Consider the following 22,672-nt stretch of genomic DNA (forward strand, 5'->3'; position numbering starts at 1 on the left):
TAGGTACTGTTGGGTTATCGCAAGGCATTTCCAACCACGCGCTGGAAACCAGTGGTTGATGTCGGCGCAAATTACGCTAGTCAAATTAATACTTCTAATAGACCCGATCTTGCTCGTCACATTGGTGGCGGTACTGTCCAGTTAAGCATGGTTCCTACCGATAAGTGGGGCGTGACCTTGAGTATTGGTTATGCGCGAAGCAACTATCAGGCACCCGATATCGTTTATCAAGCTGGACGTAGCGATAATTTACTTTCTGGTAATGCCGTATTGCAATATAAGTTGACTAAAGAGTTAAGCGCACGATTAGAGGGCACTTTTTATAACAATACCTCTAAATTTGCCCCTGTATTCATATCAGCAATGGACAGGCGCATTAAAACTGCGCTACGATTGGAGTTCAAACTGATGTCGTATCTACAGGGTCAATTATTTATGTACCCATTCTTTTCACGATTCTCAAAAGCAGCAAAATGCTTTGCATTAGTATTAGTAATAGTCGTGATTTCATCTCTGCTTACGAATGCATATGCGCAAAATAATGCCGAAGCAGGGCGTTTATTAATGTCAATTGGTGATGTCAAGATTGCTCGTAATGGCCAAACCATTCCTGCGCCTAAAGGCACGGCTGTTCTATCTGGTGACTCCGTTATTACGGGCGTTGCTAGTAATGCACAAATTCGTATGAGTGACGTTGCTATCATTGCATTACGAGCTCAAACAGAATTTAAGATTAACGAATACAAGTTCAACGGTAGATCTGATGGATCAGAAAAGGCCAACCTGAGTTTGGTAAAGGGTGGTGTGCGCGCTGTAACAGGCCCTATTGGCCGTGAAAATAAAGACAATCTTCAGGTCAATGCAGTTGTCGCTACTGTAGGTATCCGCGGTGCAGGCTACAACCTGAACTACTGTGATGGTAATTGCTTGAATCTCGACAAGACTCCTGTAAAGGATGGTCTTTATGCTGGTGTATTTGAAGGGCAGATAACCATCAAAAATAAAGCAGGCACTGAGTCATTGGGCGTGGATCAATTCGCTTATGTCGCTGATGACAATTCACAAGCTAAGCGTTTAACCCAACCGCCTAATTTTTTGCCCGATCCATTTAGCTGGTCAGAAATCTGCCAAACCTAAAGGTAAAGGAAATACTACTGATATACCTTCACTTGCAGTTGCAGTCGATCCTCCTGCAAAGGGCGCAGATCAGCAAGTAGCTATGCCGAGCTCTCCGTTGCTACTGTTAATGGGTATGGTCATTAATCCATCACCTTATTTAGTAACAGGTATTTCGCCGTTTGCCCCCTATGAATCTCAGCTCTATAACAAGCCGAAGGGTGATGGGATATCCCCGCTCTCACGGGTAGTTTTGCCTTTTACTTGCAGAAGGCAGAGGTTTGGCCTACTGGCCCAATCCAATCGGATTGTCTGCCACCACATAATGTTTCTATTGATTTAAATCCACTGACTATTCCATCACCACCAAATCCTGCTAACGCTACTGGTTTAAATTCAATCGCAACTGCCGGATCTGGAATTAATACTTATGTCACACAGATTAATCTTCCATCGGGATATGTTGTCAGTGGAACAAGCGTTCCTGTTCTCTTTTCAATTGGGTCTGCGCAACAAATTAGATGGCGGTAATTTAGCGGGCATTGTTTCTTGGGGTCGCTGGGCAAATGGTAATGTGATTGTCGCGGACTATAACGATGGTAATTTGATTGCTATGCCAGCTAATGAGGGATTTCATTTCATTGTTGCATATCTCATAACAGCTTAAAGTGTAGGCGTAAACAGGGCTTTTGGGCCTCATTCTTTTCAATGAGAGATCGCCATGGCTGAAGCAAATTCCAATCCAGAACAACTCATGGAGTTGTTGATTACGATTGCCATCATTGCAATTTTGGCGGCCGTAGGTGTTCCCATGTATTCCGGTAATATTCGTGCGGCAAAAAATGCAGATGCTCAAAATACACTCAAAAGCATTTATCTCATGGAAAAAAATTATTTTGCTGAGAATTATTGCTATTACGTTACCTCTGGGACTGGCGATCAGAGTTCAAGCATCAATCAATATCTCTTAGGCTCTACAACCCCTACCACTGGTCCAATAGTAGTTGGTGCTAGTAATGTTTATTTCTACATTACCGCTGGTACCGTAGGATCTGGCGGGGCTTGTACCGGAGCTAATTCCAATGATTATGTTGCATTTGCTCAGTCACGCAGTGACTCCTCCATTACTTATTCGATTAATCAACAGAATGTGAAGACGGGATTCTAATTTTAGAGTGCTCAAATAATATGGCTGATACCTTCAATACACCTCAGCACCTATTAGCACTAGGGCAGATCGGCTTTTGGTATGCTTTGTTATTCGGTTTGATTGTCGGTAGTTTTTTGAATGTGGTGATTCATCGTCTACCGAGGGCATTATTTGGCGATGATGAAAATGTGGATGAAGGCGCTTATCTAGGCCATACAAAGCAGCAAAGTATTGCCGCCAATTTACAGTGTCTTATTCATCCCGGTTCTATGACGCCTTGCTGTAACCAGCCGATTCCTTGGTCTGACAATATCCCTCTGATCTCTTGGTTGCGCCTAAAAGGGAGGTGTCGCTATTGCTCAGCTCCTATTTCCATTCGTTATTTTTTAGTAGAGCTGTTTACGGGTCTTGGTTTTGCATGGATCTACACTCAATTTCAATTGAGTTGGGCAACACCCTTGTATTGCCTCTTTTTGGCTTTATTGATCGCGCTCTTTTTTATTGACCTTGAGACGCACTACTTGCCAAATTACCTTACCTATAGTGCGCTTGCATTGGGTTTGATTGGGGGCGTCTTCAATCTGACTTCCGTTGATCCTATTGAATCAGTACTCGGTGCATGTGGAGGTTATCTATTGCCCTGGACAGTGAATTATCTGTATCGCTTACTTCGAAAGCGAGACGGTTTTGGCGGTGGTGACTTTAAATTACTGGCCGTCTTCGGTGCTTGGTTCGGATTTGCTGCAATCATGCCTATTTTGGCCATTGCTAGCGTCATTGCTTTGCTGACAATTACTGTTGTCATGTTGTTGCGAAAAGAAAAACTCACTCTAGAGAGAATGCTTCCTTTTGGGCCATTTCTCATTTTGGCGGGAGGCTACATTTTGTTGTGCGGTACGCCTAACTGGTTTAGCTATTAAAAAATATTAAAAGGACAAGGATCTGAATATGGGCATATTAGAAAAGGCGCTGAAATATGTGGCCTCACATAAATTATCGGATCTCCATTTCCATGAGAATGAGCCTGTGTCTATTCGGGTAGATGGCATCATTCAGACCTTTCCTGAGGACATTTTGACTCAGGCGGAAATGAAAGAATTTATCGAGCAGCAACTTACTAAAGAACAGCAAATTGATTTCATGCAACATCTCGACGCTGACCCGGCTGTCGAGGCTGGTGATGTCCGTTTCAGGGTGAACCTCTTTAAAACCTCACGCGGCTTGGTTGCGGTGATGCGCAAGATCGAAACCCAAATTCCTGCCTTTGATGTGCTTGGTTTGCCGCCAGTAGCTAGGGATGTGATGGGCTTGAGAATGGGCTTATTTTGGTCACTGGTCCAACGGGTTCCGGTAAGTCCACTACATTAGCGGCGATGATTGATCGAATTAACCGTACTCGTCATGAACATATCATCACGATTGAAGATCCGATTGAGTTTATTCATCAAAACCAAAAATGCGTTGTATCCCAATGTGAGGTGAAAAGAGATACCTTATCTTTTTCTTCCGCATTACGCGCCTCTTTACGTGAAGATCCAGACGTTATCTTGGGTAGGTGAGTTACGCGATCTAGAGACTATTCAATTGGCGCTTACTGCTGCTGAGACAGGACATTTGGTGTTTGGCACTTTGCATACGAGTGGCGCGCCAAATACGATTAACCGGATCATCGACGTCTTTCCGCCGCAGCAACAAGACCAGGTGAGGGCGCGCAGCTATCTCAATCCCTGCGCTTGGTAATGACCCAACGACTTCTGAAGCGCAAAGATGCCCCAGGTCGTATTGGTGCCTTTGAGGTGATGACTTGTAATCCTGCGGTACGCAATTTGATTCGTGAAAACAAAGTGTTTCAAATTCCTAGTGTCATGCAAATGGTTCGCGGCGAGGGCATGATCACGATGGAATCCTTTTTACAACAGTTAGTGCAGTCTGGGCAAATTGAGGCCACATGAACGAACGGGGCGTTAGTTTTTTAGAAATTATTGTTGTAGTAGCGATTTTGATGATCGTTGGAGCCTTTGTATCTCCTTCGATTGGTGACTGGCGCGGTAAACGGTCTTTAGAGTCCGATTACGCAGCCTTGCTATCGAATATTGATTTCTTAAAAACACGCGTTCGAACCATTAATGGCACTGGTCTGTTGATATGCAACTCTCCAACTAAGCTGACTTATCAAATCTCTACGTTTCCACAATCTTCGGCTTCTGCTGTATCAGCAAACTTCACTAGTAATATCGTTGAGAACCCGCTTGTTAAAGATGCTAACTTTAATATTCTGTCTGGTAGCTCTTCAGTAGTGAGTGCCATTTGTACTTCAGGCAGGGGCATCTTCACGACGAATGGTTTAGCCGGCGTGGAGGGTAGCGGAAGTGCAATTGATGTTGAGATAAACTGCAATGGTGATCGTGCTGCTTATGGGGCATATCGGGTGTTGGTGAATCAAGCTACTGGTTTTGTGCAGAAGTATAAATGGCAGCAGTCTACTGGCTTATGGATCGAACAAGACTAATGCTCCCATCTCACAATCACTCCAAAGGCTTTATCTTGGTAGAGGCCATGGTGATTTTTACTTTAGGCTTTAGTGGCTTGTACTTCTTTTTTGGCGTGGCCCAACAGGTGATTGCTGAGTCAGAAAAAAGAATGTATCTCAATCTGATGGCAGATCGCATTATTGAAACGATTGCCGCTGAGGGAATGCGGTCGCGTGCCGATATTTTAAATCCGTTTGTTACGCCTTCACAATACTCGGGAAGTTTAGCAACTTGCTCCTATCCTACTAACGACACTCGTCAGCTTTGGTGCAATGATTTAAATGCAAACATTGGGGCGCTCAATACTACTTCGGGCCTTGAAATCAGACAGGTAGAGATGTCAGCAATGATGGTACGGGCCTGATTGTGAATGTGAGCTTGGTTACTAACGGCGGCACGATTAGTAGTTATTTCACTCGTAAGTTGAGACAGTTATGAAGCAGACTTCTCATTCTCTAGAGTTGGGCTATACCTTAGTCGAGTTGCTTGTAGCTTTGGCTGTCTCCTCAATTGTGATTGCGGGGACTTATGCTGGATATTCTTTTTTCTCACAACAACATCAGGTGCTTACAGCGCAGACTGAAGTCGACAGGAATGCTCTAAGAGCAATTGATTTATTTAAAGCTGATGTGCGTATGGCTGGGTACCTTGACTACAACGATACCAATGTTATGTCCGGCAATCAGGCCATCAATATCGTCTCGTCAAATCCAGGCAATATTATTTTTGTCTACGATGATTACGATAGTTCTGGTGCGCTATATTGGGCATTAATTCGTTATTACTTAAGTCCCTATACTCCCGCAGTGGCACCACTAGAAATCGATTGTTGCGTGAATGGCGAAGGTGTACTAATCCTGCATCATTTTGTGACTTAGCTAGCTCAACTCCAGTCTATGGAGGATCCTTAGGTGGGCCCATTCTTGATTGGGTCACTACCTTTGCCGTGCAAGGATTAAACGCCAAGTCTAGTGGTACTTTTAATGGTCAATATCAAACTATCCAAGCATATTTATTAGTGCAGTCGCCGCGCAAAATAGAAGGCATGACCCGCATCGTCTCTAAAACTTTCACTGTGATTACAAGGGCAAAAAATGTCTCCCTGGTGCCTTAAGGTGAAAACTTCTCAAGCCAAGCTCTCGGGCTCATTGCCGGAGCAATCAGGCATTGCGCTGGTAGTGACGCTGATTCTACTTTTGGTGTTGATGGTGATGGGTGCGGGAATCTCTTATTTAGCCTCGATGCAATCAGACCTGGTTTCAGCTGTTGCGAATAAACTGATTTCGATCGAGGCCGGTGAAACCTGTTTCGATAATGCGATTGAGTGGTTTTCTACCTCTGCAGGAAGGTCTTGGATTAATGGGGTTGGAGCCGCCTATGATTTAGCTGCCACTGGCGGCCCTCTGAGCGGCAAGACTGTCTTAGCAGATACGATTCCGCAAGGGCAAGCCGATTCAAGAAGTGCGAAATTTAAAGATAGAGCAGGTAGGGCAAGTTACTCATCTTGCATTGTTCAGAAACTTGCAAGCACTGCTTCATTGGGTGTTGGTACAGAAGTTGGTGTAAGCAATGGCTATGGGGCTTCTACATTTACCTACACAGTCAAGATTGCTGCATTAGGAAATTACAACGTTCCTTTAACTGGGGGCGCAATTAACACCCAATTTTGGCAATCTAATTCAGGCCGGTCAGCATTGGAGGCGGTGGTGCAATACACCTCGTAAATTATGAGTAAGTTAATTTCAAAACTTCAATCTAAGTTCATCAACCTCTCATTTGTTTTGGTGAATATACTTCCTCTGTGTTCGTTATCTCTTGCGCAGGGGTTCCCGATATATGGAATTATTCATAACAGCGCTACTGTCGCAAATCAAACCATTGCGTTGGGCGTCAATCCTGCAGGGCACCTCAATACACCAACCGGCTCTGGAACAGTAGCCAATAATGCGAACACCTTAAATTCCAGCCCACCAGGCTCTGTTGGAACCGCTTATAAATGGGGCGGGGGAAGGTCGATTTCTGGGGGCGGTACAAACTATGCCGCTGGTTGGTACGATGGAATCTCCTCAGAAAGTAAGTGGGAGGGATGGGGTGCCAGCGGCGTTTTACCCATCACCAATAAAGTGATCTCGGGTTATGCATCTGTAGACGCGGGTGGTATCTCAAGCAACATTACAGTAAAAAGTTTTGTGGTGGACTCTACCAGTATTAAATCAACCGTGTGGATAAGCGATCCGGCCGATCCAACAAAACTCCGCTTCTTGAGGTTACTCACATTTACGGGCCAACTAGTGGACCCACAAAACCCTAATCTCTTTCAAGCGCTCGTTACTATTACCAATATCTCTGGTGGAACATTGAATGATGTCCGATATAGGCGCATTATGGACTGGGATATGCTCAATAATCTGACTACGGTTTATACCGATATGGTGGGCGCTGCTTCATCCTATGCAAGCGCTTATACGCCGAAGGTTTTTGATGCATGTGATAACGGCGGATTTCACTACTCCATTACTCCGGATCCATCTGTTGCATGTCTAGCCACTCCTTTGCCGGTATTGGCTAATACGCACATGGACTATGCAGGCATTGGTGGAACCGTCAATAATAAGACTACCAATTTAGGTGCTTCATTTACATTCCAATTTGGCGATCTACTATGCAATGAATCTGCCATCTTTTATATTTATTACGGCGCCGGGGCGTCGAAAGCAGAGGTTACTAATGCGCTAACAACTGTGGGTGCTGGTGTTTATTCGCTAGGCTATGATCCTAACTACCCAACCATAGCTTTTGGATTTGGTTTTAAAGGTGTTAGCGGCTTAGCAGTAGCGCCAACCTTGCCCACCAAAACGGCCTCGCTTCCTGCTGGAAGCAGTACTCGACAAGATGTTTGGCAAACATTTGCGCCGCCCGTGATTGGAGATGGCGCTATCTATCAAGCGCTATTCAAATATCAAAAAGACAAGCAATGGATCGGCGAAATTAATCGCTATGATGTAAACGCTAGTGGAGCGTTAACGTCTAATACGCCCTCAGCATCTGCTCAGTCAAAATTGTTGACTAGAACCGCTAGCGCCAATTCTTATTCAGGGGGCGGTAGATCGATATAGACAGTAGGGTATGACCAGATCTGTATGTCGTCTGGATTACCGCTCGATAATTCTTATAACAATGTCACCTTGGCAAATAGCGGCAAGCTTGAAAGTTTGATGTACAACTGCCCAGCTACTTCAAATGCAACGGTTACTCAGGATTTAATAAATTTCACTAGAGGCCTGAATTCTTCTTGGGAGGATAGCTCTGCCACTACTGTAGTGCACACTTCAGTATTGGGTGATACCTATCATTCAGAGATGGTGCTAGTTGGGGTGCCTAATGCACCATGGAGTTTTGATGTAACTACTTTTGGTAAATCTGAGGCCTATTACCGATTCCAGAATAATTACTCCACTTTTATCGATGACAATTCGGCACGCAGATCTCAGTTATATGTGGGCGTCAATGATGGCATGTTGCATGCCTTTGATACAGATTTAATGAGCGCTGGGCATTTATTCCGCCCTCCGTGATTCCAATGCTGAGAAACGAGACTGGCACCAAAGGTCTTAATTCAGGTTCGGGCACCAGTAACAGTATTTTTAGCGTTGATGGTCCGATCACCGTCAAAGATGTCTATTTTTCTGGGCAGGGCGCCTGGAAAACGGTACTGATGGGCGGGTTAGGTTGGGGCGGCAATGGTTACTACGCCCTTGATATCACCAATCCAGATGCTCCAGCTCATTTATTCACTATTAATAATGACACCTCAAATAAGGTGATCAATTATTGGGATGCGAGCGGCAAAAAATCGACATTTGCCTATAACTCGAGTTGTACCAATTTTGACTACTCAAAATTGGGGGGGCTTGGTCAAGACCAGTAATCATGTTGTTGCCTTATGCGGTGGGAATGAACACTCAGCGATGGGTGGCTGCTTTTGGCGGTGGTTTTGCCGGTGGTGCTTCATCAACTGGTTCGACGGCGGCAAGTTCTTATGGTTCATATGTTTATGTTCTAGACCTAGAGCCAGATAGCTCGAAATCCACCGCATCTTGCGATGCTACAGGCTCATCTGTTATCACCTCTACTGGGGGCATGTATTGGCTGTCACCCCTGTGGCGAGTGATAGTGCCTCCAATATTCCCAATGGCGTTACAGCTCATTTAACTGTGATAACTGGCGATGGAACTTCATTGGCTAATTACCATGGTGGCTTGGTTTATTTCACGGATTTGCAAGGAAAGTTCTGGAAATACAACCTCAGCAAACAGAGCTTATCTGATGCGCATAGCGGACTGTTTACCTTGTATGAGTCCTTTTTAGATCAGAGGCTACCTTGGCGAATGACCGGCTGGCCTATAACCAGTTGGGATCCACGGTGCTACGGGTACAAATGCCTTGGGCGCTTCAGTGAACCGTTTATTTAACTACTTCGGTTCTGGAGACCAGATTAGGTTACAACGCAGGGTGCCAACTATTAATAATCGTATTTTTGGGGTGATGGATCCCGACTTTCCGTTTACTACACTCACCCAGACAAACCAGACTGTAAGTACTTTCACTAATGTGAATGCTCAGTCAACAACTCGTGGTATGCTGATGCTTATGCAAAAATTGGGGTGAACGCAGCAGCGGATTGCCAGAAAATCATTGGACGGGCAGCGGTTTCTAATGGAAAAGTCTATTTTGTTGCTTACCAACCGGAGGATTTGGCGTGCCCTTTATATGGAACCAGTCGCTTAATTGAGGTCGCTGACAGCTGTCAGGCGGGCGGTAATTCAGCAACTCTTGGAAACGGGTTAGCTACAGCCCCAGTGGTGGACGGGCGAGGAAATGTATATGTTGGTATTGGTACTGTGAAGCCCGGAACTACCTCAACAAGTAGCTCTCCAAGCTTAGTTTATCAGGTCTGCAGAAATCAAAAATCCCCCGTGAAATATAAGTCCTGTCGGGAAAAAGGTATATTAAGCACTATGACATTTTTTATATACTTTTGACATATTTTGAGAATTTTTGGCTGCTGAATGAATAACCCCTTCCAACCCCTGCTACGGTACTTTATTGATCTGCTGAGTAAGTGCTCCGTAAAGCAGGAGGACGTCAGTGGGGTAGATATCACGCCAAATTTCATCCGAGTTGCTTAGTTATCTGAAGATAACGGCAAATGGATGTTGGAAAAAATTGGTTCTAAATATATCGGTGAAACTGCTGGCCTAGCAGACATTCAAGCAAATCAAGAGTTGTATGTCAATAAGTTAAAAGAGCTCATTATTGAGCGCAAAGTTAGAGGCGCCGAATGCAGCTATTTTAATTCCAATTACTAGCGCAATTATTCGCACCGTCACTTTGCCGTTAATGAGCGATGAAGAAATCGAAAGTGCGATCGAATACGACAGTTTGTGGAGCAACATTATTCAACTTGCTGAAAAGCTTGGAAGAGTACTCCATCTTTTGGCAAGTGAGTCGTCGTAATGCATCTAAAAATACGATGGAGCTGTTGTTTGTCGCCTCCAAGCTTTCAGAGATTAATCACTATGTTCAAATCGCCACTAAAGCAGGCCTAAATCCCGTTGTGGTTGATGTACGTTGTTTTGCGATTCGAAATGCACTCAAGACCCAGCAATTGCGGTCACAAAAAACAACGGCATTAATTGAGGTCGACCCTCATGAAAACTATGTATTGATCATTACGGATGATGCTCCGTTTATCTATGATGTTTATGTCTCTGAAACCGATAGGGCGCTCATTGAGAATGGCGTACCTCCTGGTGAGGCGGGCGATCGTTTATATGACCGTTTATCAGAACAAATTCGTCAAACATTTCGTGCTTACGAAACAAAAGTGGGTTCTAACCTGATTGAAAAAGTATTACTTGTTTCTCCAATATCCGATACAGCTGAATTATTGATCCAGTTGAGAAATTGTCTCGATGGCTATCGCGTTGAACTTTTCAATCCTTTGTTAGATTTAGTTATACCTGCTAACCTGCAAGATAAAACTGTGTCTGAGAAGAATAGTTCTGTATTTAGTTCGGCCATTGGCTTGGCAACTAGAAAAGTGGATATCTTTGGTTACTACAAGTAGGTTGCTGGGATTAATAGCGTTAACTTGTTGCCAAACAAAGATCGCGTTAAACAGGCGGAAAAGAAAAAATACTATCTAAGATAGGTATTAGAGCAACGGGCGCAGCCCTAGTACCGTTCATCATCTTCACGCTTCTGAATCAATTATTCTCTTCTGGCACTGCAGATCCTCAGTTTTAAAAGGCAATTCACCTTAGAGGAGGATGTGAAATTAAAAGAATCCATTCTGACTAAGCTGACAGCGCAAAAATCACGTTACAGCCAAATGTTGCAAGCTAGCAGTGAGTTGAAGTCGAATCAAGTCACTTCCTATGCTCTATTAAACGCAGTTAATGGGGTAGTACCTGGCGGAGTTTGGTTTACGGACCTCACATTTGAGAATCCAAGCACTTTGAATATCAAGGGCGATGCGGTCAGCGATCAAGTGATCGTCAACTTGGTGGATCGTTTACAGGGATTGCCAATGATTTCACATGCGTCCTTAAGTACTATGGCCATTAGTAATGCTCCACAAACGCTCAAGCGAGCGGAAGTCGTAACGCAGTTGGTGGATACAAACAGTTTCAGATTAAGTGCGTACTGAAGCTGGATGCCCCAGCCCCTAATTTAGCTAAGACACCGCCGCAACGACCATAAAATGAACCTTTCTGAACTTAAAAATCTCGATCTCGGCGCACTTCTTAAGAGAGCGCTCAATAGAAATTCATCTCTCAAAGGCCCTCAAGCCAAGATGATTCTATGGGGTGGATTGGCCGCCTTATTGTTTGTTGCTTACATTGTCTTTGTTTTCTTCCCTTATTTGGCAGAGCGAGAGCAGATTGCACAAAAAGTTGCCGCTATTCCTGAGATGGAAGCCAAGCTTAAATACTTAGATGTAGCCAACAAGCGTGCGCAAGAAGAGTTGCTTCAGGCGGAAATGAACTATTTAGAGCTCAATCGCTTATTTAGTGTTGAATCTGAGCTTGAGGATATGTATCAACACCTCAGTCAAATGGCGAGTTCGCAAGGCTTGGTCATTAGCGCGCTCTCTACTGATGAAGAGGAGGCTATTTACGCTGGTGGCAGAACAATGCCCCCAGGTCAGCCTGCTACCCCTGGTGCCCCTAATACACCTCCTGTTGCGCCTAATGTCGCACCCAATCCAAATGCCAATGCCGCTGCCAATGTGACCCCATTGTTTTACCGTATCAAGCTTAAAGTTGAGCTAACGGAGAATTACAACCGTTATATGCGTTATCGCAAATTGTTGGCTGGTTTTGAGAAGACGGTGAATATAGATAAAGAGCAAATCATCTTGGTCAGCGAAAATACTCCTGGCTTGGTTCAAGTCAAGTCTCAGCTATCCACCTATCGTTTGCCTTAAAAGCTACAAACTAAAGTTTCAAGTACTCCGCTATTTCAGCGTAGCCTTGATCTCGCTTTGACCCAATTAGTGAGTAGCGCTCATGCAGCTACGAAATCTGATACAGGTAAGGGCCTTTTAAAGAATGAACAAGTAGTGCTAGTTGATCCTCCGCCAACAGAGGGTGATCGCCTGAATGATCGTGATCCATTTTCTAAATCCTCTAGTGGAATGATTGAAGGGGGTCGTGATCCCCGTTATTCTCCTTTGTTGATGGCTGACCCTCAGTCTTATGTAATTAATAGGTGTAGTTGTTTCTAATGCTTCCAAGGCAGCAATGATTCGGACGGATTTTAGAGAGAGTTTTGTAGTGAGGGTAGGTGATCGTTTAGGAAATCAGGGCGGTGTTATCGCTGATATAGATATGGATGGAATTATTTTGCGTCAGCCCAACGGTAAGATTCGACTGTATTTGCAGTCTCAATCTGGACAATTCCCTGCAGAGGGCGCTAAGTCTGGAGGTGCAAGATGATTGCGCTCAGATCTGTAGCGACTTATATAGCATTGCTTGCAGTTTTAGGATTATCAGCATGTATGTCTGATGGTTCTATGCCGCCTCCATCAGATGCGCAAATGCGCGATAAGATGGGCTTAGATCCTCAGCAGATCATGAACGATCTTGCGCCAAAAACACAAAAGACTTTAGAAATTGGCCCAAAGATTGATAAGAAGCCGAATGCAGAATTAGATTCTCAGAGACGTAATTTCATCAACGAGTCACAGCGGTCTGAAGATGGTAAATGGAAGTCCTTTAACGTCACCTTAAATTTTGTGGATGTCGATATTCGAGAGCTTGCACAAGCGATGACTCAGGTATCCGGTGTAAACATCTTAGTTGGCGATGAAGTAGAGGGTACGGTTACCGTCAAGATTACCAATGTGCCTTGGGATAAAGCTTTAGACAACATTCTCCGCATTAAAGGTTTATCCAAGAGCGTTGACAGTGATGCTGGGATTATCCGTATTCAAAAGCCAGAAACTGTCTTAGCCCGCGATGAATTCGAACGTAAACGCTTAGAAGAAGTCAGCAAACAAATTGCGGCTAGACGGATTGTTAGCACCCAGCACACCGAAATATTCCGCTTGTATTACACCAGGCCCGCTCGTGTTAAGGCACAGTTAGAGGCTATTTTTGGTGGTACAGCCACCAGGCGGAGAGCAATCGCAGCCCGTCCACGGGCGGCATTATTGAAATTACAACTGATGAGCGTATTAACTCAGTCAGTATTAAAGGCACCAAGAGTGAGATGGAGTTAGCAGCAAGACTCATCTCTAAATTGGATATTCGTACGCAAGAAGTGTTGATCGAAGCATTCATCGTTGAAGCAACGGATGATTGGCAGCGTGAGTTGGGCGTGAGGCTCGGTGCCTATACCAACAGTGCAACGGGCAATACCGGGCGAAGCTCTACTGGCGATGTCAATGGCATCAACAGTAACCCAGGCGCACTCAACTTAGGAACCGATACTGGCTCCATATTCAATCAACCAGTGACTGGTTTGGCGAACCCCTTTGGTCTGGGCTACCTTTACCAGACCACTTCGAATGCCTTGAAAGTTGAGGTTAACCGCCTTGGAGCAGTTAGATCTGCTCAAGATTATTTCTAATCCGCACGTCTTTACGATGGATAACGAGGAAGCGGTTGTGATCGATGGCGTCCAAATTCCATACCCAGTTCCGGGCGTTGGTACCAATCAGATTATCTATGAATTTAAAGATGCGGCGCTCAAATTGACCGTTACCCCAAGCGTTGTAGGGGATGGGAACTTGTATTTGAATATGGTTGTCAATAAAGATTCCCCAAATTACACTACTTCGCCTCCATCGATCAATAAACGAGAGGTGAGAAGTAAGTTGTTAATTAAGGATGGCACTATCGCAGTGATTGGTGGTATCTATGACAACACTCAGGAAAACAAAACTATCAAGGTACCTCTACTTGGAGACATCCCATATTTGGGAGCTCTGTTTAGATACAACAAGAAGGTTGATAACAAAACCCAATTGTTAGTTTTTATAGCGCCTAAGGTTCTCAACTAGCAATGATTGCAACAGTAGATGTATCGCAAGAAATGGCGCGGTTTACTCTAGACCGCGGTCTAGTCAACCCCCTTGATTACAAGCAGTCCGAACTTGAGAGTCGTCAAAGTGGCCGACATCTTTATGAAATTCTGGTTAATTCCAAATTTGTAAGTGATCAAAGCGTTAAAGAAAGTCTTTCCAATTACTTGGATTTAGATTTGACGCCTGAACCTGTTATTGAGAATATTGCAGCTCACTTCGTAGATGTTATTCTGCGAAATTATGTCTTGGATAACCGCCTTATCCTCTTCGCCATGAGCGACTCGGAGATAAAGGTAGCTATCTCTGAGCCTAGTGCCTTAAGAGGCACTTCGAGCGCAAAGCTCATTACAGGAAAAAAGATTATTGCAACGGTGGTATCTCCAATCGAAATGGAGAAATTTCTTCATACAGTCAAAGCTAAAATTCCTGCTAAAGACACAACAGATTTCCGCTTGAGCTCTCCGGTAAGCGGAAGTTAAAACTCTACTGCTATTGCGCTAAATGACGGCCTAAAAACCAAGAAGAAGTCTGGCTTGCTCTTTGCCGATAAAACTGCAACTCCTGATGCTGTAGTTTCTAAAAATAAAGCTGTCGCTCCTACCGCCCAAAGCGATGATCAGGGCGGACAGATTATTTTGTTTGTCAAGGCAATGATTTTTGATACGGTTAATAAGGATGCGAGTGATATCCATATCGAACTTTACAAAGATTGCGCTACTTTGCGACTTCGTATCGATGGTGTCTTGCAAGAAATGTTACAGTACAAAGATTTTCTGTTTGCTAATTATTCGGCCATTACAACGCGCGTCAAGATTATGGCTTCTCTGGATATTTCTGAAAGGTGTTTGCCTCAAGATGGCGCAATAGTCACTTCCCTTCCCAATAATCGCGATATAGATCTGCGTGTATCTGTTCTTCCGACGGTCTATGGTGAGCGCATTGTTATGCGTATCTTGGATCGAGAGGGTGTTTCATTTGATCTTGATAGATTGGGCTTCCCAGAAAAAGAATACAAAGATGTGACCTCTGTTATAGATGCTTCGCAAGGCATGGTCTTAGTAACTGGCCCAACCGGCTCAGGTAAATCCACCACTCTTTATGGAGCTTTACGTCGACTCAATAAACCCGACATTAATATCCTCACAGCAGAAGATCCTGTGGAATTTACGGTAGAGAGCATTGGTCAGGTTCAGATTAGAGATGATATTGGACTGACTTTTTCTCAGGCCTTACGATCCTTTTTGCGCCAAGGTCCTGAAGTCATTTTGGTAGGTGAGATTCGTAATAAAGATACTGCAGATATCTCCATCAAAGCGTCGCTGACTGGCCATTTGGTGCTTTCAACCTTGCATGCAAACGATGCTATCAGCACCATCGTTCGTCTTGTGAACATGGGCATTCCAGGTTATTTGATCGGAGCGGCTCTTACTTTAGTCATTGCACAGCGGCCGTCAGAAAAATTTGCACCCATTGCAGAGAAGAGCATTTAGGCGATCATCAGGCTAAGCCTAATGGACATTGGATTTAGTGCGGAGGAGGCATCCTCGATTAAGTTTTACTACGGCAAAGGTTGTGAGAAGTGTAATCACACTGGTTACAAAGGGCGTCAGGGTATTTATGAGGTCTTAAAAATTAGCGACAAGCTTCGCGCTGCCATTATTGATAATGCTGCTGCAACTGAGCTGCAAAGTATCGCTGCCGATGATGGGTTCCGTAATATCCAAGAAATTGGACGTGAAATGATGCGTGATGGACGTTTAACGTTCCGACGAGTATCGTCGCAATCTTGTGTTCCATTAATAGCGCTGATATATGCCAGATTTTATTTGGAAGGGCATTAAAAATACCCAATATTTAAATGGGACTATCACCGCATTGACGCGGGATGAGGCAGCATTCAAACCAAAAGAAGATGGCATCATCACTCACCTTGATAAGAAGGGGTGGGAGACTGAGAAAAAAGAGACTGTTTAATCCAAAAAGATCAGTTTTAAATTCAGCATTCCAAGAAAAGTTAAGCTCGACAAAATTATGATTGCCACCAAGAAGATAGCGACCATGTTACGTTCTGGTTTGGCGATCCTTCCTTCATTGGAAATGGTGCGCGATCAGGTTGACGACCCTTTGCTGAAAAAACCATCAATGAGATCTATCAAGACGTTGAAGCTGGATCCAGTTTATCCAAGGCTTTTGGTAAGCACCCTGATGTTTTTGATTCTATTTATATCAATCTAGTGCGTGCAGGTGAGTTGAGCGGAAGTTTAGATATCTTCTTAGATAAATTGGTCTTGAGCATTCGAAAAACAATCAAAATACGCAAAAGTATTCAGTCAGCATTACTTTATCCCTGCATATTGTTGACTGTAGCAACGATCGTATTAGCCATCATGATGATTTTCGTAGTTCCGGTATTTGCCAAGATGTTTGGAAGTATGGGTTCGCAATTGCCTGCCCCCCACACTCATGATTGTCAATATGAGTAACTTTTTGCGCGATCCCTTGGGTGGCGGGTTGCTTGCTGCAGCAATATTCGGTAGTTTTATTGGGTTTAGGATGATCTTGAAGCGAAATTTAGCCATCCGTCGAAAGTGGCATGCTTTGATTTTGCGTCTTCCGTTAATTGGTGACATGGCTCTTCATTCAAACGTAGCGCAAGTAGCCATGGTTTATGGAAACCTGACTAATGCTGGCGTTCCAGTCATTGAAGCTTTGGATATTACAGCTGAATCCAGTAAAAACGAGGTCATTAAAGATGGCATTCAAGCTGCTAAACGAGGAGTATTTTCTGGTGAGCCATTGTCTCAATTGCTTGCAAAAATTAAAGTGTTCCCAATTGCATTCTCACAGTTGGTTTCGGTAGGTGAGCAGACTGGCAATATGAGCGAGATGCTAGATACCATTAGCGCTTACTACGAGGAAGAATTTGATGCCTCAATGGATAAGATGTCCCAAATGATGGAGCCAATCATGATTTGCTTCTTAGGTGGAGTGATTGGCTTTATTTTGGTAGCTATGTATTTGCCCATCTTCAAGATGGGGCAGATTGTTACAGATTGATCTAATGATGAAATTATCATCGTTCAGAAAATTGGCTTTAAGCTTTTGCGTTCTTGCAGTATTCAGTGCGCAATGTCATGTGTATGCAGCCTCTCAAAAGTACGAAGATATTTCTTTGGCAAATCGTTATGAGTTGAGGCAGTCCTTAACCTCAGAAGTAGGCTCTATCAGCTCCTTTCGTTCTGCTAAGCAGGCGGTGGATTGGATTAGTTATCAATCCAAAAACTTGGCCAAGCGCATTCCAAATGAGGAAACCAGGCAACAGTGGTTACGCATGGTTCATTACGAAGCCACTAGATATAGCCTTGATCCTGACCTTGTATTGGCTTTAATTGAGGTAGAGAGCGGCTTTAATCGTTTTGCGATTTCTCATGTAGGCGGCTAGCGGCCTAATGCAGGTGATGCCTTTTTGTAAAGATCTCATTGGTGATGCGCGTGATTCTTTATTTGATGTGAGAACCAATCTTCGATACGGGTGCATCATCCTAAAACATTACCTTGATATCGAAAATCAAAACTTATCACGGGGTCTTGCTAGGTATAACGGAAGTCTTGGGGAGGAGCTATACCCCGATAGGGTCACTGCTATTTGGCGTGCTAAATACTGTTATTCAGAGGTGCAAAGTTGAAAACTTTTTCCTCAAAATCTAAAACGGTAATTTGGCTTCTCATTGGCCTTAATATTGCTTTGGCAATATGGGTAAATAACGCTCTCGGTACGCCGTGGGGATGGATACCCACCCATTTATCTCTTGAGAAGCTGCCTGAGCTGGTTGATTTATTGGCGGCCAGTCAGTTTTTGTTGTTAGGCTTCACGCTTGACCAGCTCTTTAGGTTTTCTATTAAGCGTTTTAATGTACGAAAAAAGCAAGGGCAGATTCCTGTCATCGTTGTTGAAGCTGGTTCCATCCTGATCTACGCATTGATCGGTTTATTGGGCTTCATACTTTTATTTGATCAGTCAATTAGCACTCTTTTGGCTGCATCAGGCGCTTTGGGTTTGGCCATTGGTTATGCATTCAGAGATATGATCGTCGATGTGATTGCAAGCATTACCTTGCAAACAGGTCATCTAGTGGCAATCGGTGATGTGATTGAGTATCCAGAAAATAGCGCAACTCTGATAGCAAGAGTGATTGAAATGGATCGTCGCTATGTCACGCTGTAAAATCTAGATGGCGCAAAGTATCGAATTACCAATAATCGATCCTGTTGGGATTAATTTTGTAAATTTATCCCAACAGGATCGTCAGCCGATTCGAGAAGTCACTATCCCAGTGGATTCGCAATATAACTCTGATCGTGTATTGGAAGTCTTAAATTCTGCCATGCAATATGTTGGAAAAGCTCATCCACAATTTAATGGCTGGCATAGTTGTTATGTTTCTCAAGTGTTGATTGGTAGCGTCACTTATAAGATACGATTTGAATGCAGCGCTGATAGTCATTTTGATGAGCCTAAACATTTCATATTAAAAAATGCACTACGTTTCTTAAAGAGCTCTGGAATTTCCTTTGATTCCTCGATGGTTGTGCAAAATGTGGATTCTTTGCATACTAGTCATTTTTCATCACTGCTCAATGTCTATCCATTTGGCATTCTGCGAGTTTTGGATGAACGAGAGGTAATGGGGCTTAGTAAAAATACTAAATCCTTACATTTCAACCCTGGCCAACAGGTTATTCAGCAGGGTGATTTTGCCGATAGCATGTACATCATTGCAGAAGGTAGTTTAGAAGTCACGGCGCATAACGAGAAGGGTGAAAAAATTACTTTGGCACATCTCTGGCCCGGCGATTGCCTGGGCGAAATGTCTTTGCTCACGGGCGAGCCGAGATCGGCAAACGTTTATGCGAGCTTAAGCACGCATTTAATTGAAATTACAAAAGAAGAATTAGCCCCCATACTGTCTAATAATCCGCTATTAGTAGAGCGTATCTCTACACTTCTAGCGGAAAGAACGGCTCATAGACAAAAAACACTCAGTCAATCGGCTCAAGAAGCCATGGCTGATCAAGTAAAGACCTCGCTTGTTTCTAAGATTTTGAAATTCTTTGGAAAGGCTTAGCCTAGTGACTATCTGAGTGAGTCCCGCCTAGTATTTTTGGATAGCGCAAATGATATTTATAAATCGCAAGTCGAAGACAAATGATGAGGATGATGCTAAATATCAGGCTGAGGTAAACGGGTATTGGCGTGTATTCAAAGTGATTGGCAATCATTAATCCAATCACCAAGCAAAATGCACCTACAACAGCCACCTCCTCATAAATCATGCCTTTAAAGGTGCTTGGTTCTTGGTTCACAACAATATCTCGGAGCATGCCGCCACCAGCGCAAGTTAATGCCGCACATATTAGGGCCCAGAACCATGGCAAGCTAGATGAAATCGAAATGGCTGCGCCAGTAATGGCTAGCGCAGTAAATCCAAGAATATCGGCATATTTTTTGGTCTTCTTAAATATTTCGCTTTGATGTGAATCTTGGTTTAGGGCGACAATTGGAGAGGTAATTAATACAACAATAAGGATGCCCAGCGGATAAGTTAAATCTTTTACATAGTAAAAAGGCAGCCTATCCTCGCCAATTAACAGATCCCTCAATGTGCCACCGCCAACTCCAGATAAGAAGGCAAGAATTAATCGGCCCCAAAGGTCGTAGCCTCGGTTGATAGCTTCTAAGCACCCAATAAAGCATAAGTAAATACGCCAAAATAGACCAATATCTTAAAGGCCAGCATACTCGTTGTACTTGAGACGTAAAACTTGGTAGCCTGAGCTAGTGGGGTTGTATTTTTATCTTCTTTCTTCAGTTCATTCCAAATGTCATATGTCCATATGCGCTCGGGCGTTGGGTTTAATCTTCCTGGTGAAAATAGGCGATTCACTTCAGATTTATAGCGACCCAAATCAAATAATCCAAATTGATCTGGATTTGATGGAATAACTCCAAGCACGGATTCCAACATGTGCTGCTGATGATCTTTGCTGAGCTTGGGGGCTATACGCACCACAGTTTCAACGGCCAGAGTGGGGGCAATTCTAGCTTCGACCCAGCCGGTTCTCAGCGCCTTAGTCAGTTTGACGAGTTGTTCCCGAAAAATGGATGAGCTAAGTCGGTCAGTCATGACATATAAGCCATCTTCTATATGTGGTATGCCAAACATTTCAGGGTTGATGACAATCAAATCGGTAGAGGGGATGCCTTTATCTAAGATTTGCCAATGCTCGTTGTAGCTCATCGCAGTGGCGCATGCTACTTTTCCATCGATCAGGTCTTGTCCGTTAGGGGATTGCTGAATAATTTCTACAGAATTTTGAGGAATATTTAGTTGACCCAACATTTCTTTGACGACTGTTTCGTCACCCAAATTCCAAACTCCAATTTTTTTTCCAGGCATATCTTTTGGAGTAAAAACTCCCGCGCTGATCCTGCACACTACCGAGAGAGATGAGCCTGAAAAAATCTGTGCCACGTTGGTGACATTTTTCCCTTCGGTGGAGTGACTCCAGGCGTTTCCAAGTCAAGAAACCGCAATATCAGCCTTACCTTGTTGAAGTTCAATTATCGGGTTAATGCCAGAACCGCCTTCAATGAGGGTGACGTGTAAACCTGCGTTCTCAAAGTGCTTGCGTACTTGCGCAATATAGAAACCGGCAAACTGACTTTGATGGGTCCATGCTAGTTGGACACGGAGAGGGTCTGAGATTGATTCTTTTGGCGCGCTAGTAGATAGCGGAGGAAAAGTCGCTAGCAATATCAATAAAGGCCATAGAAAAACCTTGGCAAATTTTGATGGAATCTTCATCTTAATAAGGCAGTTTTGCGTCCGGCTTTGCGTTTAATAAGGCTGTTTTAAATTCTGACTGGATGCGCTGTATTGCCGCTTCGCTATCGGCCTCAAAGCGCATGACAACCACCGGAGTGGTGTTTGAGGGTCGTGCTAGACCGAAGCCATCTGAGTATTCGACTCGAATGCCATCAATGGTATTGATGGACTCAGAACTGGGGAAGACTGCATTTTTCTTCATAGTTTCAAGTATTGCGAAGGGCTCACCCTCAGAGCAAGGGAGTTGTAACTCAGGCGTACAGGTGGCATTTGGTAAGCTATTGAGGGTTTGATTGGGATCTTTCTCATTCGAAAGAATCTCTAGCAAACGTGCGCCTGTATAAAGACCATCATCAAATCCAAACCAGCGATCTTTAAAGAAAATATGACCGCTCATCTCACCAGCCAATGGCGCGCCAGTTTCTTTCAGTTTGGCTTTGACTAAAGAGTGACCCGTCTTCCACATCACTGGCTCGCCACCATGTTGCTTTACCCAAGTGGCTAGGTTACGACTGCATTTCACGTCATAGATAATTTGAGCGCCTGGATTGCGAGAGAGAACATCTTTAGCAAAGAGCATCATTTGGCGGTCTGGAAAAATAACTTGACCATCTTTCGTCACCACGCCTAAGCGATCGGCATCTCCATCAAAAGCGAGGCCTAATTCATTACCAGTAGTTTGAAGATTCTGGATGAGATCTTGAAGGTTCTCTAAATGAGCGGGATCGGGGTGGTGATTTGGGAACTTTCCATCAACTTCGCAAAAGAGTTCCTCCACTTCACAACCTAAGGCTCTAAATAGCTTGCCAGCGAATGCCCCACCAACACCATTGCCGCAATCAACAGCAATCTTGATTGGGCAAGCCAACTTCACGTCGCCTACGATACGCTCTAAGTACATTGGGAAAACGTCAAAGCTACTTCTGGTGCCTTGTCCAGCAGCAAATTTTTTGGCTTCAATACGTTTGCGTAATGCCTGAATTTGATCGCCATAAATTACGGCGCCACCCAGAACCATTTTGAAGCCGTTGTAATTAGGGGGGTTATGGCTACCTGTAATCATGATGCCAGATTGAGGTTTTTTGCCATCAATGATTTGGTTTGCCGCAAAGTAGACCATGGGTGTTGCGACCATCCCTAAGTCAATAACGTTGATGCCGGTATTTAATAAGCCTTCGGTCAATGCCTCAATTAAGCTGGGGCCAGAGAGACGTCCGTCACGACCAATCACGATGTTTGTTTCGTCCAACTCGCGCATTTCTGTACCAAAAGCTTGACCAATCAATTTAGCGATAGAGGGGTCTAGGGTCTCATCAATGATTCCTCGGATATCGTACGCTTTAAATATTGAGGAGGACAATTGCATGAGTATTCCTTTAGCTAACTTCTGAAG

General features: G+C 44.0%; 36 protein-coding genes and 2 pseudogenes. 35 read left to right on the forward strand and 3 right to left on the reverse strand.

What is annotated here, in order from left to right; translation table 11 throughout:
• The first annotated feature begins 9 nt into the window (after positions 1 to 9).
• The 35 genes and pseudogenes from DXE37_RS04670 (at position 10) to DXE37_RS04810 (ending at position 19,518) form a co-directional block, all read left to right on the forward strand.
• A complete protein-coding gene (locus DXE37_RS04670) occupies positions 10 to 1,137 on the forward strand; it encodes a FecR family protein (RefSeq protein ID WP_114636745.1) in 1,128 nt (375 codons plus the stop codon).
• Positions 1,138 to 1,546: 409 nt separating this feature from the next.
• Positions 1,547 to 1,783, forward strand: coding sequence for a hypothetical protein (locus DXE37_RS04675; RefSeq protein ID WP_231971088.1), 237 nt, complete (start codon positions 1,547 to 1,549; stop codon positions 1,781 to 1,783).
• 54 nt (positions 1,784 to 1,837) lie between these two features.
• On the forward strand, positions 1,838 to 2,284 hold the full coding sequence (locus tag DXE37_RS04680) for a hypothetical protein (protein WP_114636747.1): 447 nt from the start codon (positions 1,838 to 1,840) through the stop codon (positions 2,282 to 2,284).
• 20 nt (positions 2,285 to 2,304) lie between these two features.
• Positions 2,305 to 3,186: a prepilin peptidase gene (locus DXE37_RS04685; RefSeq protein WP_114636748.1), complete on the forward strand. Its 882-nt coding sequence runs from the start codon at positions 2,305 to 2,307 to the stop codon at positions 3,184 to 3,186.
• A gap of 28 nt (positions 3,187 to 3,214) precedes the next feature.
• Positions 3,215 to 3,634, forward strand: a complete 420-nt coding sequence (locus DXE37_RS11260; RefSeq protein ID WP_197713079.1) for a hypothetical protein — start codon at positions 3,215 to 3,217, stop codon at positions 3,632 to 3,634.
• Positions 3,635 to 3,639: 5 nt separating this feature from the next.
• Entirely contained in the window at positions 3,640 to 3,825 is a 186-nt protein-coding gene (locus DXE37_RS13445) for an ATPase, T2SS/T4P/T4SS family (RefSeq protein WP_269460291.1), read from the forward strand.
• Positions 3,794 to 4,006 carry an ATPase, T2SS/T4P/T4SS family gene (locus DXE37_RS13450; protein ID WP_269460292.1) on the forward strand — a complete coding sequence of 71 codons (213 nt, stop codon included), beginning with the start codon at positions 3,794 to 3,796 and terminating at the stop codon, positions 4,004 to 4,006. The genes DXE37_RS13445 and DXE37_RS13450 overlap by 32 nt, the downstream gene beginning before the upstream one ends.
• Positions 4,006 to 4,218: a hypothetical protein gene (locus DXE37_RS12455; protein ID WP_231971091.1), complete on the forward strand. Its 213-nt coding sequence runs from the start codon at positions 4,006 to 4,008 to the stop codon at positions 4,216 to 4,218. Before DXE37_RS13450 ends, DXE37_RS12455 begins: the two co-directional genes overlap by 1 nt.
• Complete coding sequence (locus tag DXE37_RS04695; RefSeq protein WP_114636749.1) at positions 4,215 to 4,775, forward strand: pilus assembly FimT family protein; 561 nt, start codon at positions 4,215 to 4,217, stop codon at positions 4,773 to 4,775. Before DXE37_RS12455 ends, DXE37_RS04695 begins: the two co-directional genes overlap by 4 nt.
• Positions 4,775 to 5,161, forward strand: coding sequence for a type IV pilus modification PilV family protein (locus tag DXE37_RS04700; RefSeq protein WP_114636750.1), 387 nt, complete (start codon positions 4,775 to 4,777; stop codon positions 5,159 to 5,161). Before DXE37_RS04695 ends, DXE37_RS04700 begins: the two co-directional genes overlap by 1 nt.
• Positions 5,162 to 5,231: 70 nt before the next feature.
• Positions 5,232 to 5,675, forward strand: coding sequence for a PilW family protein (locus DXE37_RS04705; RefSeq protein WP_114636751.1), 444 nt, complete (start codon positions 5,232 to 5,234; stop codon positions 5,673 to 5,675).
• Positions 5,676 to 5,912: 237 nt separating this feature from the next.
• Positions 5,913 to 6,521, forward strand: a complete 609-nt coding sequence (locus DXE37_RS04710; protein WP_114636752.1) for a PilX N-terminal domain-containing pilus assembly protein — start codon at positions 5,913 to 5,915, stop codon at positions 6,519 to 6,521.
• A 3-nt stretch (positions 6,522 to 6,524) separates the two neighbouring features.
• A complete protein-coding gene (locus tag DXE37_RS04715; protein WP_114636753.1) occupies positions 6,525 to 7,913 on the forward strand; it encodes a hypothetical protein in 1,389 nt (462 codons plus the stop codon).
• A gap of 24 nt (positions 7,914 to 7,937) precedes the next feature.
• A complete protein-coding gene (locus tag DXE37_RS13455) occupies positions 7,938 to 8,372 on the forward strand; it encodes a PilC/PilY family type IV pilus protein (RefSeq protein ID WP_114636754.1) in 435 nt (144 codons plus the stop codon).
• A gap of 5 nt (positions 8,373 to 8,377) precedes the next feature.
• Positions 8,378 to 8,725 (forward strand): PilC/PilY family type IV pilus protein, encoded by a 348-nt coding sequence (locus DXE37_RS13460; RefSeq protein WP_162786191.1) that lies wholly within the window; start codon positions 8,378 to 8,380, stop codon positions 8,723 to 8,725.
• Positions 8,726 to 8,751: 26 nt separating this feature from the next.
• Complete coding sequence (locus DXE37_RS04730) at positions 8,752 to 9,009, forward strand: hypothetical protein (protein WP_162786192.1); 258 nt, start codon at positions 8,752 to 8,754, stop codon at positions 9,007 to 9,009.
• Between the two features lie 452 nt (positions 9,010 to 9,461).
• Positions 9,462 to 9,839 carry a hypothetical protein gene (locus DXE37_RS12465; protein ID WP_231971092.1) on the forward strand — a complete coding sequence of 126 codons (378 nt, stop codon included), beginning with the start codon at positions 9,462 to 9,464 and terminating at the stop codon, positions 9,837 to 9,839.
• A 274-nt stretch (positions 9,840 to 10,113) separates the two neighbouring features.
• Positions 10,114 to 10,314, forward strand: a complete 201-nt coding sequence (locus DXE37_RS10770) for a hypothetical protein (protein WP_162786193.1) — start codon at positions 10,114 to 10,116, stop codon at positions 10,312 to 10,314.
• On the forward strand, positions 10,301 to 10,927 hold the full coding sequence (pilM, locus tag DXE37_RS04735) for a type IV pilus biogenesis protein PilM (RefSeq protein WP_162786194.1): 627 nt from the start codon (positions 10,301 to 10,303) through the stop codon (positions 10,925 to 10,927). Before DXE37_RS10770 ends, pilM begins: the two co-directional genes overlap by 14 nt.
• A gap of 204 nt (positions 10,928 to 11,131) precedes the next feature.
• A complete protein-coding gene (locus DXE37_RS04740; protein WP_114636758.1) occupies positions 11,132 to 11,509 on the forward strand; it encodes a PilN domain-containing protein in 378 nt (125 codons plus the stop codon).
• 54 nt (positions 11,510 to 11,563) lie between these two features.
• The gene (locus DXE37_RS04745) at positions 11,564 to 12,289 is read left to right on the forward strand and encodes a hypothetical protein (protein ID WP_114636759.1); all 726 of its coding nucleotides are present in this window, start codon (positions 11,564 to 11,566) and stop codon (positions 12,287 to 12,289) included.
• A gap of 57 nt (positions 12,290 to 12,346) precedes the next feature.
• Entirely contained in the window at positions 12,347 to 12,589 is a 243-nt protein-coding gene (locus tag DXE37_RS04750; RefSeq protein ID WP_114636760.1) for a hypothetical protein, read from the forward strand.
• A gap of 16 nt (positions 12,590 to 12,605) precedes the next feature.
• Positions 12,606 to 12,800 carry a hypothetical protein gene (locus DXE37_RS10775; protein WP_162786195.1) on the forward strand — a complete coding sequence of 65 codons (195 nt, stop codon included), beginning with the start codon at positions 12,606 to 12,608 and terminating at the stop codon, positions 12,798 to 12,800.
• Positions 12,801 to 12,862: 62 nt separating this feature from the next.
• Positions 12,863 to 13,585 carry a secretin and TonB N-terminal domain-containing protein gene (locus tag DXE37_RS04755; protein WP_231971094.1) on the forward strand — a complete coding sequence of 241 codons (723 nt, stop codon included), beginning with the start codon at positions 12,863 to 12,865 and terminating at the stop codon, positions 13,583 to 13,585.
• Positions 13,555 to 13,935 (forward strand): hypothetical protein, encoded by a 381-nt coding sequence (locus tag DXE37_RS04760; protein ID WP_415067118.1) that lies wholly within the window; start codon positions 13,555 to 13,557, stop codon positions 13,933 to 13,935. The genes DXE37_RS04755 and DXE37_RS04760 overlap by 31 nt, the downstream gene beginning before the upstream one ends.
• Positions 13,901 to 14,368, forward strand: a complete 468-nt coding sequence (locus DXE37_RS04765) for a hypothetical protein (RefSeq protein WP_162786196.1) — start codon at positions 13,901 to 13,903, stop codon at positions 14,366 to 14,368. The genes DXE37_RS04760 and DXE37_RS04765 overlap by 35 nt, the downstream gene beginning before the upstream one ends.
• A gap of 2 nt (positions 14,369 to 14,370) precedes the next feature.
• Complete coding sequence (locus DXE37_RS04770; RefSeq protein ID WP_114636764.1) at positions 14,371 to 14,871, forward strand: GspE/PulE family protein; 501 nt, start codon at positions 14,371 to 14,373, stop codon at positions 14,869 to 14,871.
• 156 nt (positions 14,872 to 15,027) lie between these two features.
• Positions 15,028 to 16,233, forward strand: a pseudogene (locus DXE37_RS04775) (GspE/PulE family protein).
• The gene (locus tag DXE37_RS10780; RefSeq protein WP_162786197.1) at positions 16,205 to 16,366 is read left to right on the forward strand and encodes a hypothetical protein; all 162 of its coding nucleotides are present in this window, start codon (positions 16,205 to 16,207) and stop codon (positions 16,364 to 16,366) included. Before DXE37_RS04775 ends, DXE37_RS10780 begins: the two are co-directional and overlap by 29 nt.
• A gap of 164 nt (positions 16,367 to 16,530) precedes the next feature.
• Complete coding sequence (locus DXE37_RS04790) at positions 16,531 to 16,875, forward strand: type II secretion system F family protein (protein WP_114636768.1); 345 nt, start codon at positions 16,531 to 16,533, stop codon at positions 16,873 to 16,875.
• Positions 16,868 to 17,449, forward strand: coding sequence for a type II secretion system F family protein (locus DXE37_RS04795; protein WP_162786198.1), 582 nt, complete (start codon positions 16,868 to 16,870; stop codon positions 17,447 to 17,449). Before DXE37_RS04790 ends, DXE37_RS04795 begins: the two co-directional genes overlap by 8 nt.
• Before the next feature lie 31 nt (positions 17,450 to 17,480).
• Positions 17,481 to 17,834 carry a transglycosylase SLT domain-containing protein gene (locus DXE37_RS12470; protein WP_231971099.1) on the forward strand — a complete coding sequence of 118 codons (354 nt, stop codon included), beginning with the start codon at positions 17,481 to 17,483 and terminating at the stop codon, positions 17,832 to 17,834.
• 16 nt (positions 17,835 to 17,850) lie between these two features.
• Positions 17,851 to 18,078: a lysozyme family protein gene (locus DXE37_RS12475; RefSeq protein WP_231971101.1), complete on the forward strand. Its 228-nt coding sequence runs from the start codon at positions 17,851 to 17,853 to the stop codon at positions 18,076 to 18,078.
• A complete protein-coding gene (locus DXE37_RS04805) occupies positions 18,075 to 18,617 on the forward strand; it encodes a mechanosensitive ion channel domain-containing protein (RefSeq protein WP_162786199.1) in 543 nt (180 codons plus the stop codon). The genes DXE37_RS12475 and DXE37_RS04805 overlap by 4 nt, the downstream gene beginning before the upstream one ends.
• Positions 18,618 to 18,624: 7 nt before the next feature.
• Complete coding sequence (locus DXE37_RS04810) at positions 18,625 to 19,518, forward strand: Crp/Fnr family transcriptional regulator (RefSeq protein WP_114636771.1); 894 nt, start codon at positions 18,625 to 18,627, stop codon at positions 19,516 to 19,518.
• 1 nt (position 19,519) lies between these two features.
• Here the strand turns inward: DXE37_RS04810 and DXE37_RS04815 are convergent, their stop codons facing one another.
• The 3 genes and pseudogenes from DXE37_RS04815 to DXE37_RS04830 form a co-directional block, all read right to left on the reverse strand.
• Positions 19,520 to 20,173 carry a trimeric intracellular cation channel family protein gene (locus DXE37_RS04815; protein WP_331852164.1) on the reverse strand — a complete coding sequence of 218 codons (654 nt, stop codon included), beginning with the start codon at positions 20,171 to 20,173 and terminating at the stop codon, positions 19,520 to 19,522.
• Positions 20,128 to 21,258: pseudogene (locus DXE37_RS04820) on the reverse strand (ABC transporter substrate-binding protein). Before DXE37_RS04820 ends, DXE37_RS04815 begins: the two are co-directional and overlap by 46 nt.
• Position 21,259: 1 nt before the next feature.
• Positions 21,260 to 22,645, reverse strand: a complete 1,386-nt coding sequence (locus DXE37_RS04830) for a phosphomannomutase/phosphoglucomutase (RefSeq protein ID WP_114636775.1) — start codon at positions 22,643 to 22,645, stop codon at positions 21,260 to 21,262.
• Positions 22,646 to 22,672 lie beyond the last annotated feature (27 nt).

It is taken from the genome of Polynucleobacter necessarius, assembly GCF_900095205.1.
In the GTDB taxonomy this organism is placed as follows: Bacteria; Pseudomonadota; Gammaproteobacteria; order Burkholderiales; family Burkholderiaceae; genus Polynucleobacter; species Polynucleobacter necessarius_E.

Coding starts and splice junctions, on each gene's coding strand:
- DXE37_RS04675 (WP_231971088.1), top strand. CDS start 1,547: ATGTCACACAGATTAATCTTCCATCGGGATATGTTGTCAGTGGAACAA.
- DXE37_RS04680 (WP_114636747.1), top strand. CDS start 1,838: ATGGCTGAAGCAAATTCCAATCCAGAACAACTCATGGAGTTGTTGATT.
- DXE37_RS04685 (WP_114636748.1), top strand. CDS start 2,305: ATGGCTGATACCTTCAATACACCTCAGCACCTATTAGCACTAGGGCAG.
- DXE37_RS11260 (WP_197713079.1), top strand. CDS start 3,215: ATGGGCATATTAGAAAAGGCGCTGAAATATGTGGCCTCACATAAATTA.
- DXE37_RS13445 (WP_269460291.1), top strand. CDS start 3,640: ATGATTGATCGAATTAACCGTACTCGTCATGAACATATCATCACGATT.
- DXE37_RS12455 (WP_231971091.1), top strand. CDS start 4,006: ATGACCCAACGACTTCTGAAGCGCAAAGATGCCCCAGGTCGTATTGGT.
- DXE37_RS04695 (WP_114636749.1), top strand. CDS start 4,215: ATGAACGAACGGGGCGTTAGTTTTTTAGAAATTATTGTTGTAGTAGCG.
- DXE37_RS04700 (WP_114636750.1), top strand. CDS start 4,775: ATGCTCCCATCTCACAATCACTCCAAAGGCTTTATCTTGGTAGAGGCC.
- DXE37_RS04705 (WP_114636751.1), top strand. CDS start 5,232: ATGAAGCAGACTTCTCATTCTCTAGAGTTGGGCTATACCTTAGTCGAG.
- DXE37_RS04715 (WP_114636753.1), top strand. CDS start 6,525: ATGAGTAAGTTAATTTCAAAACTTCAATCTAAGTTCATCAACCTCTCA.
- DXE37_RS13455 (WP_114636754.1), top strand. CDS start 7,938: ATGTCGTCTGGATTACCGCTCGATAATTCTTATAACAATGTCACCTTG.
- DXE37_RS13460 (WP_162786191.1), top strand. CDS start 8,378: ATGCTGAGAAACGAGACTGGCACCAAAGGTCTTAATTCAGGTTCGGGC.
- DXE37_RS04730 (WP_162786192.1), top strand. CDS start 8,752: ATGAACACTCAGCGATGGGTGGCTGCTTTTGGCGGTGGTTTTGCCGGT.
- DXE37_RS04745 (WP_114636759.1), top strand. CDS start 11,564: ATGAACCTTTCTGAACTTAAAAATCTCGATCTCGGCGCACTTCTTAAG.
- DXE37_RS10775 (WP_162786195.1), top strand. CDS start 12,606: ATGATTCGGACGGATTTTAGAGAGAGTTTTGTAGTGAGGGTAGGTGAT.
- DXE37_RS04755 (WP_231971094.1), top strand. CDS start 12,863: ATGTCTGATGGTTCTATGCCGCCTCCATCAGATGCGCAAATGCGCGAT.
- DXE37_RS04770 (WP_114636764.1), top strand. CDS start 14,371: ATGATTGCAACAGTAGATGTATCGCAAGAAATGGCGCGGTTTACTCTA.
- DXE37_RS10780 (WP_162786197.1), top strand. CDS start 16,205: ATGCCAGATTTTATTTGGAAGGGCATTAAAAATACCCAATATTTAAAT.
- DXE37_RS04795 (WP_162786198.1), top strand. CDS start 16,868: ATGAGTAACTTTTTGCGCGATCCCTTGGGTGGCGGGTTGCTTGCTGCA.
- DXE37_RS12475 (WP_231971101.1), top strand. CDS start 17,851: ATGCCTTTTTGTAAAGATCTCATTGGTGATGCGCGTGATTCTTTATTT.
- DXE37_RS04810 (WP_114636771.1), top strand. CDS start 18,625: ATGGCGCAAAGTATCGAATTACCAATAATCGATCCTGTTGGGATTAAT.
- DXE37_RS04830 (WP_114636775.1), bottom strand. CDS start 22,645: ATGCAATTGTCCTCCTCAATATTTAAAGCGTACGATATCCGAGGAATC.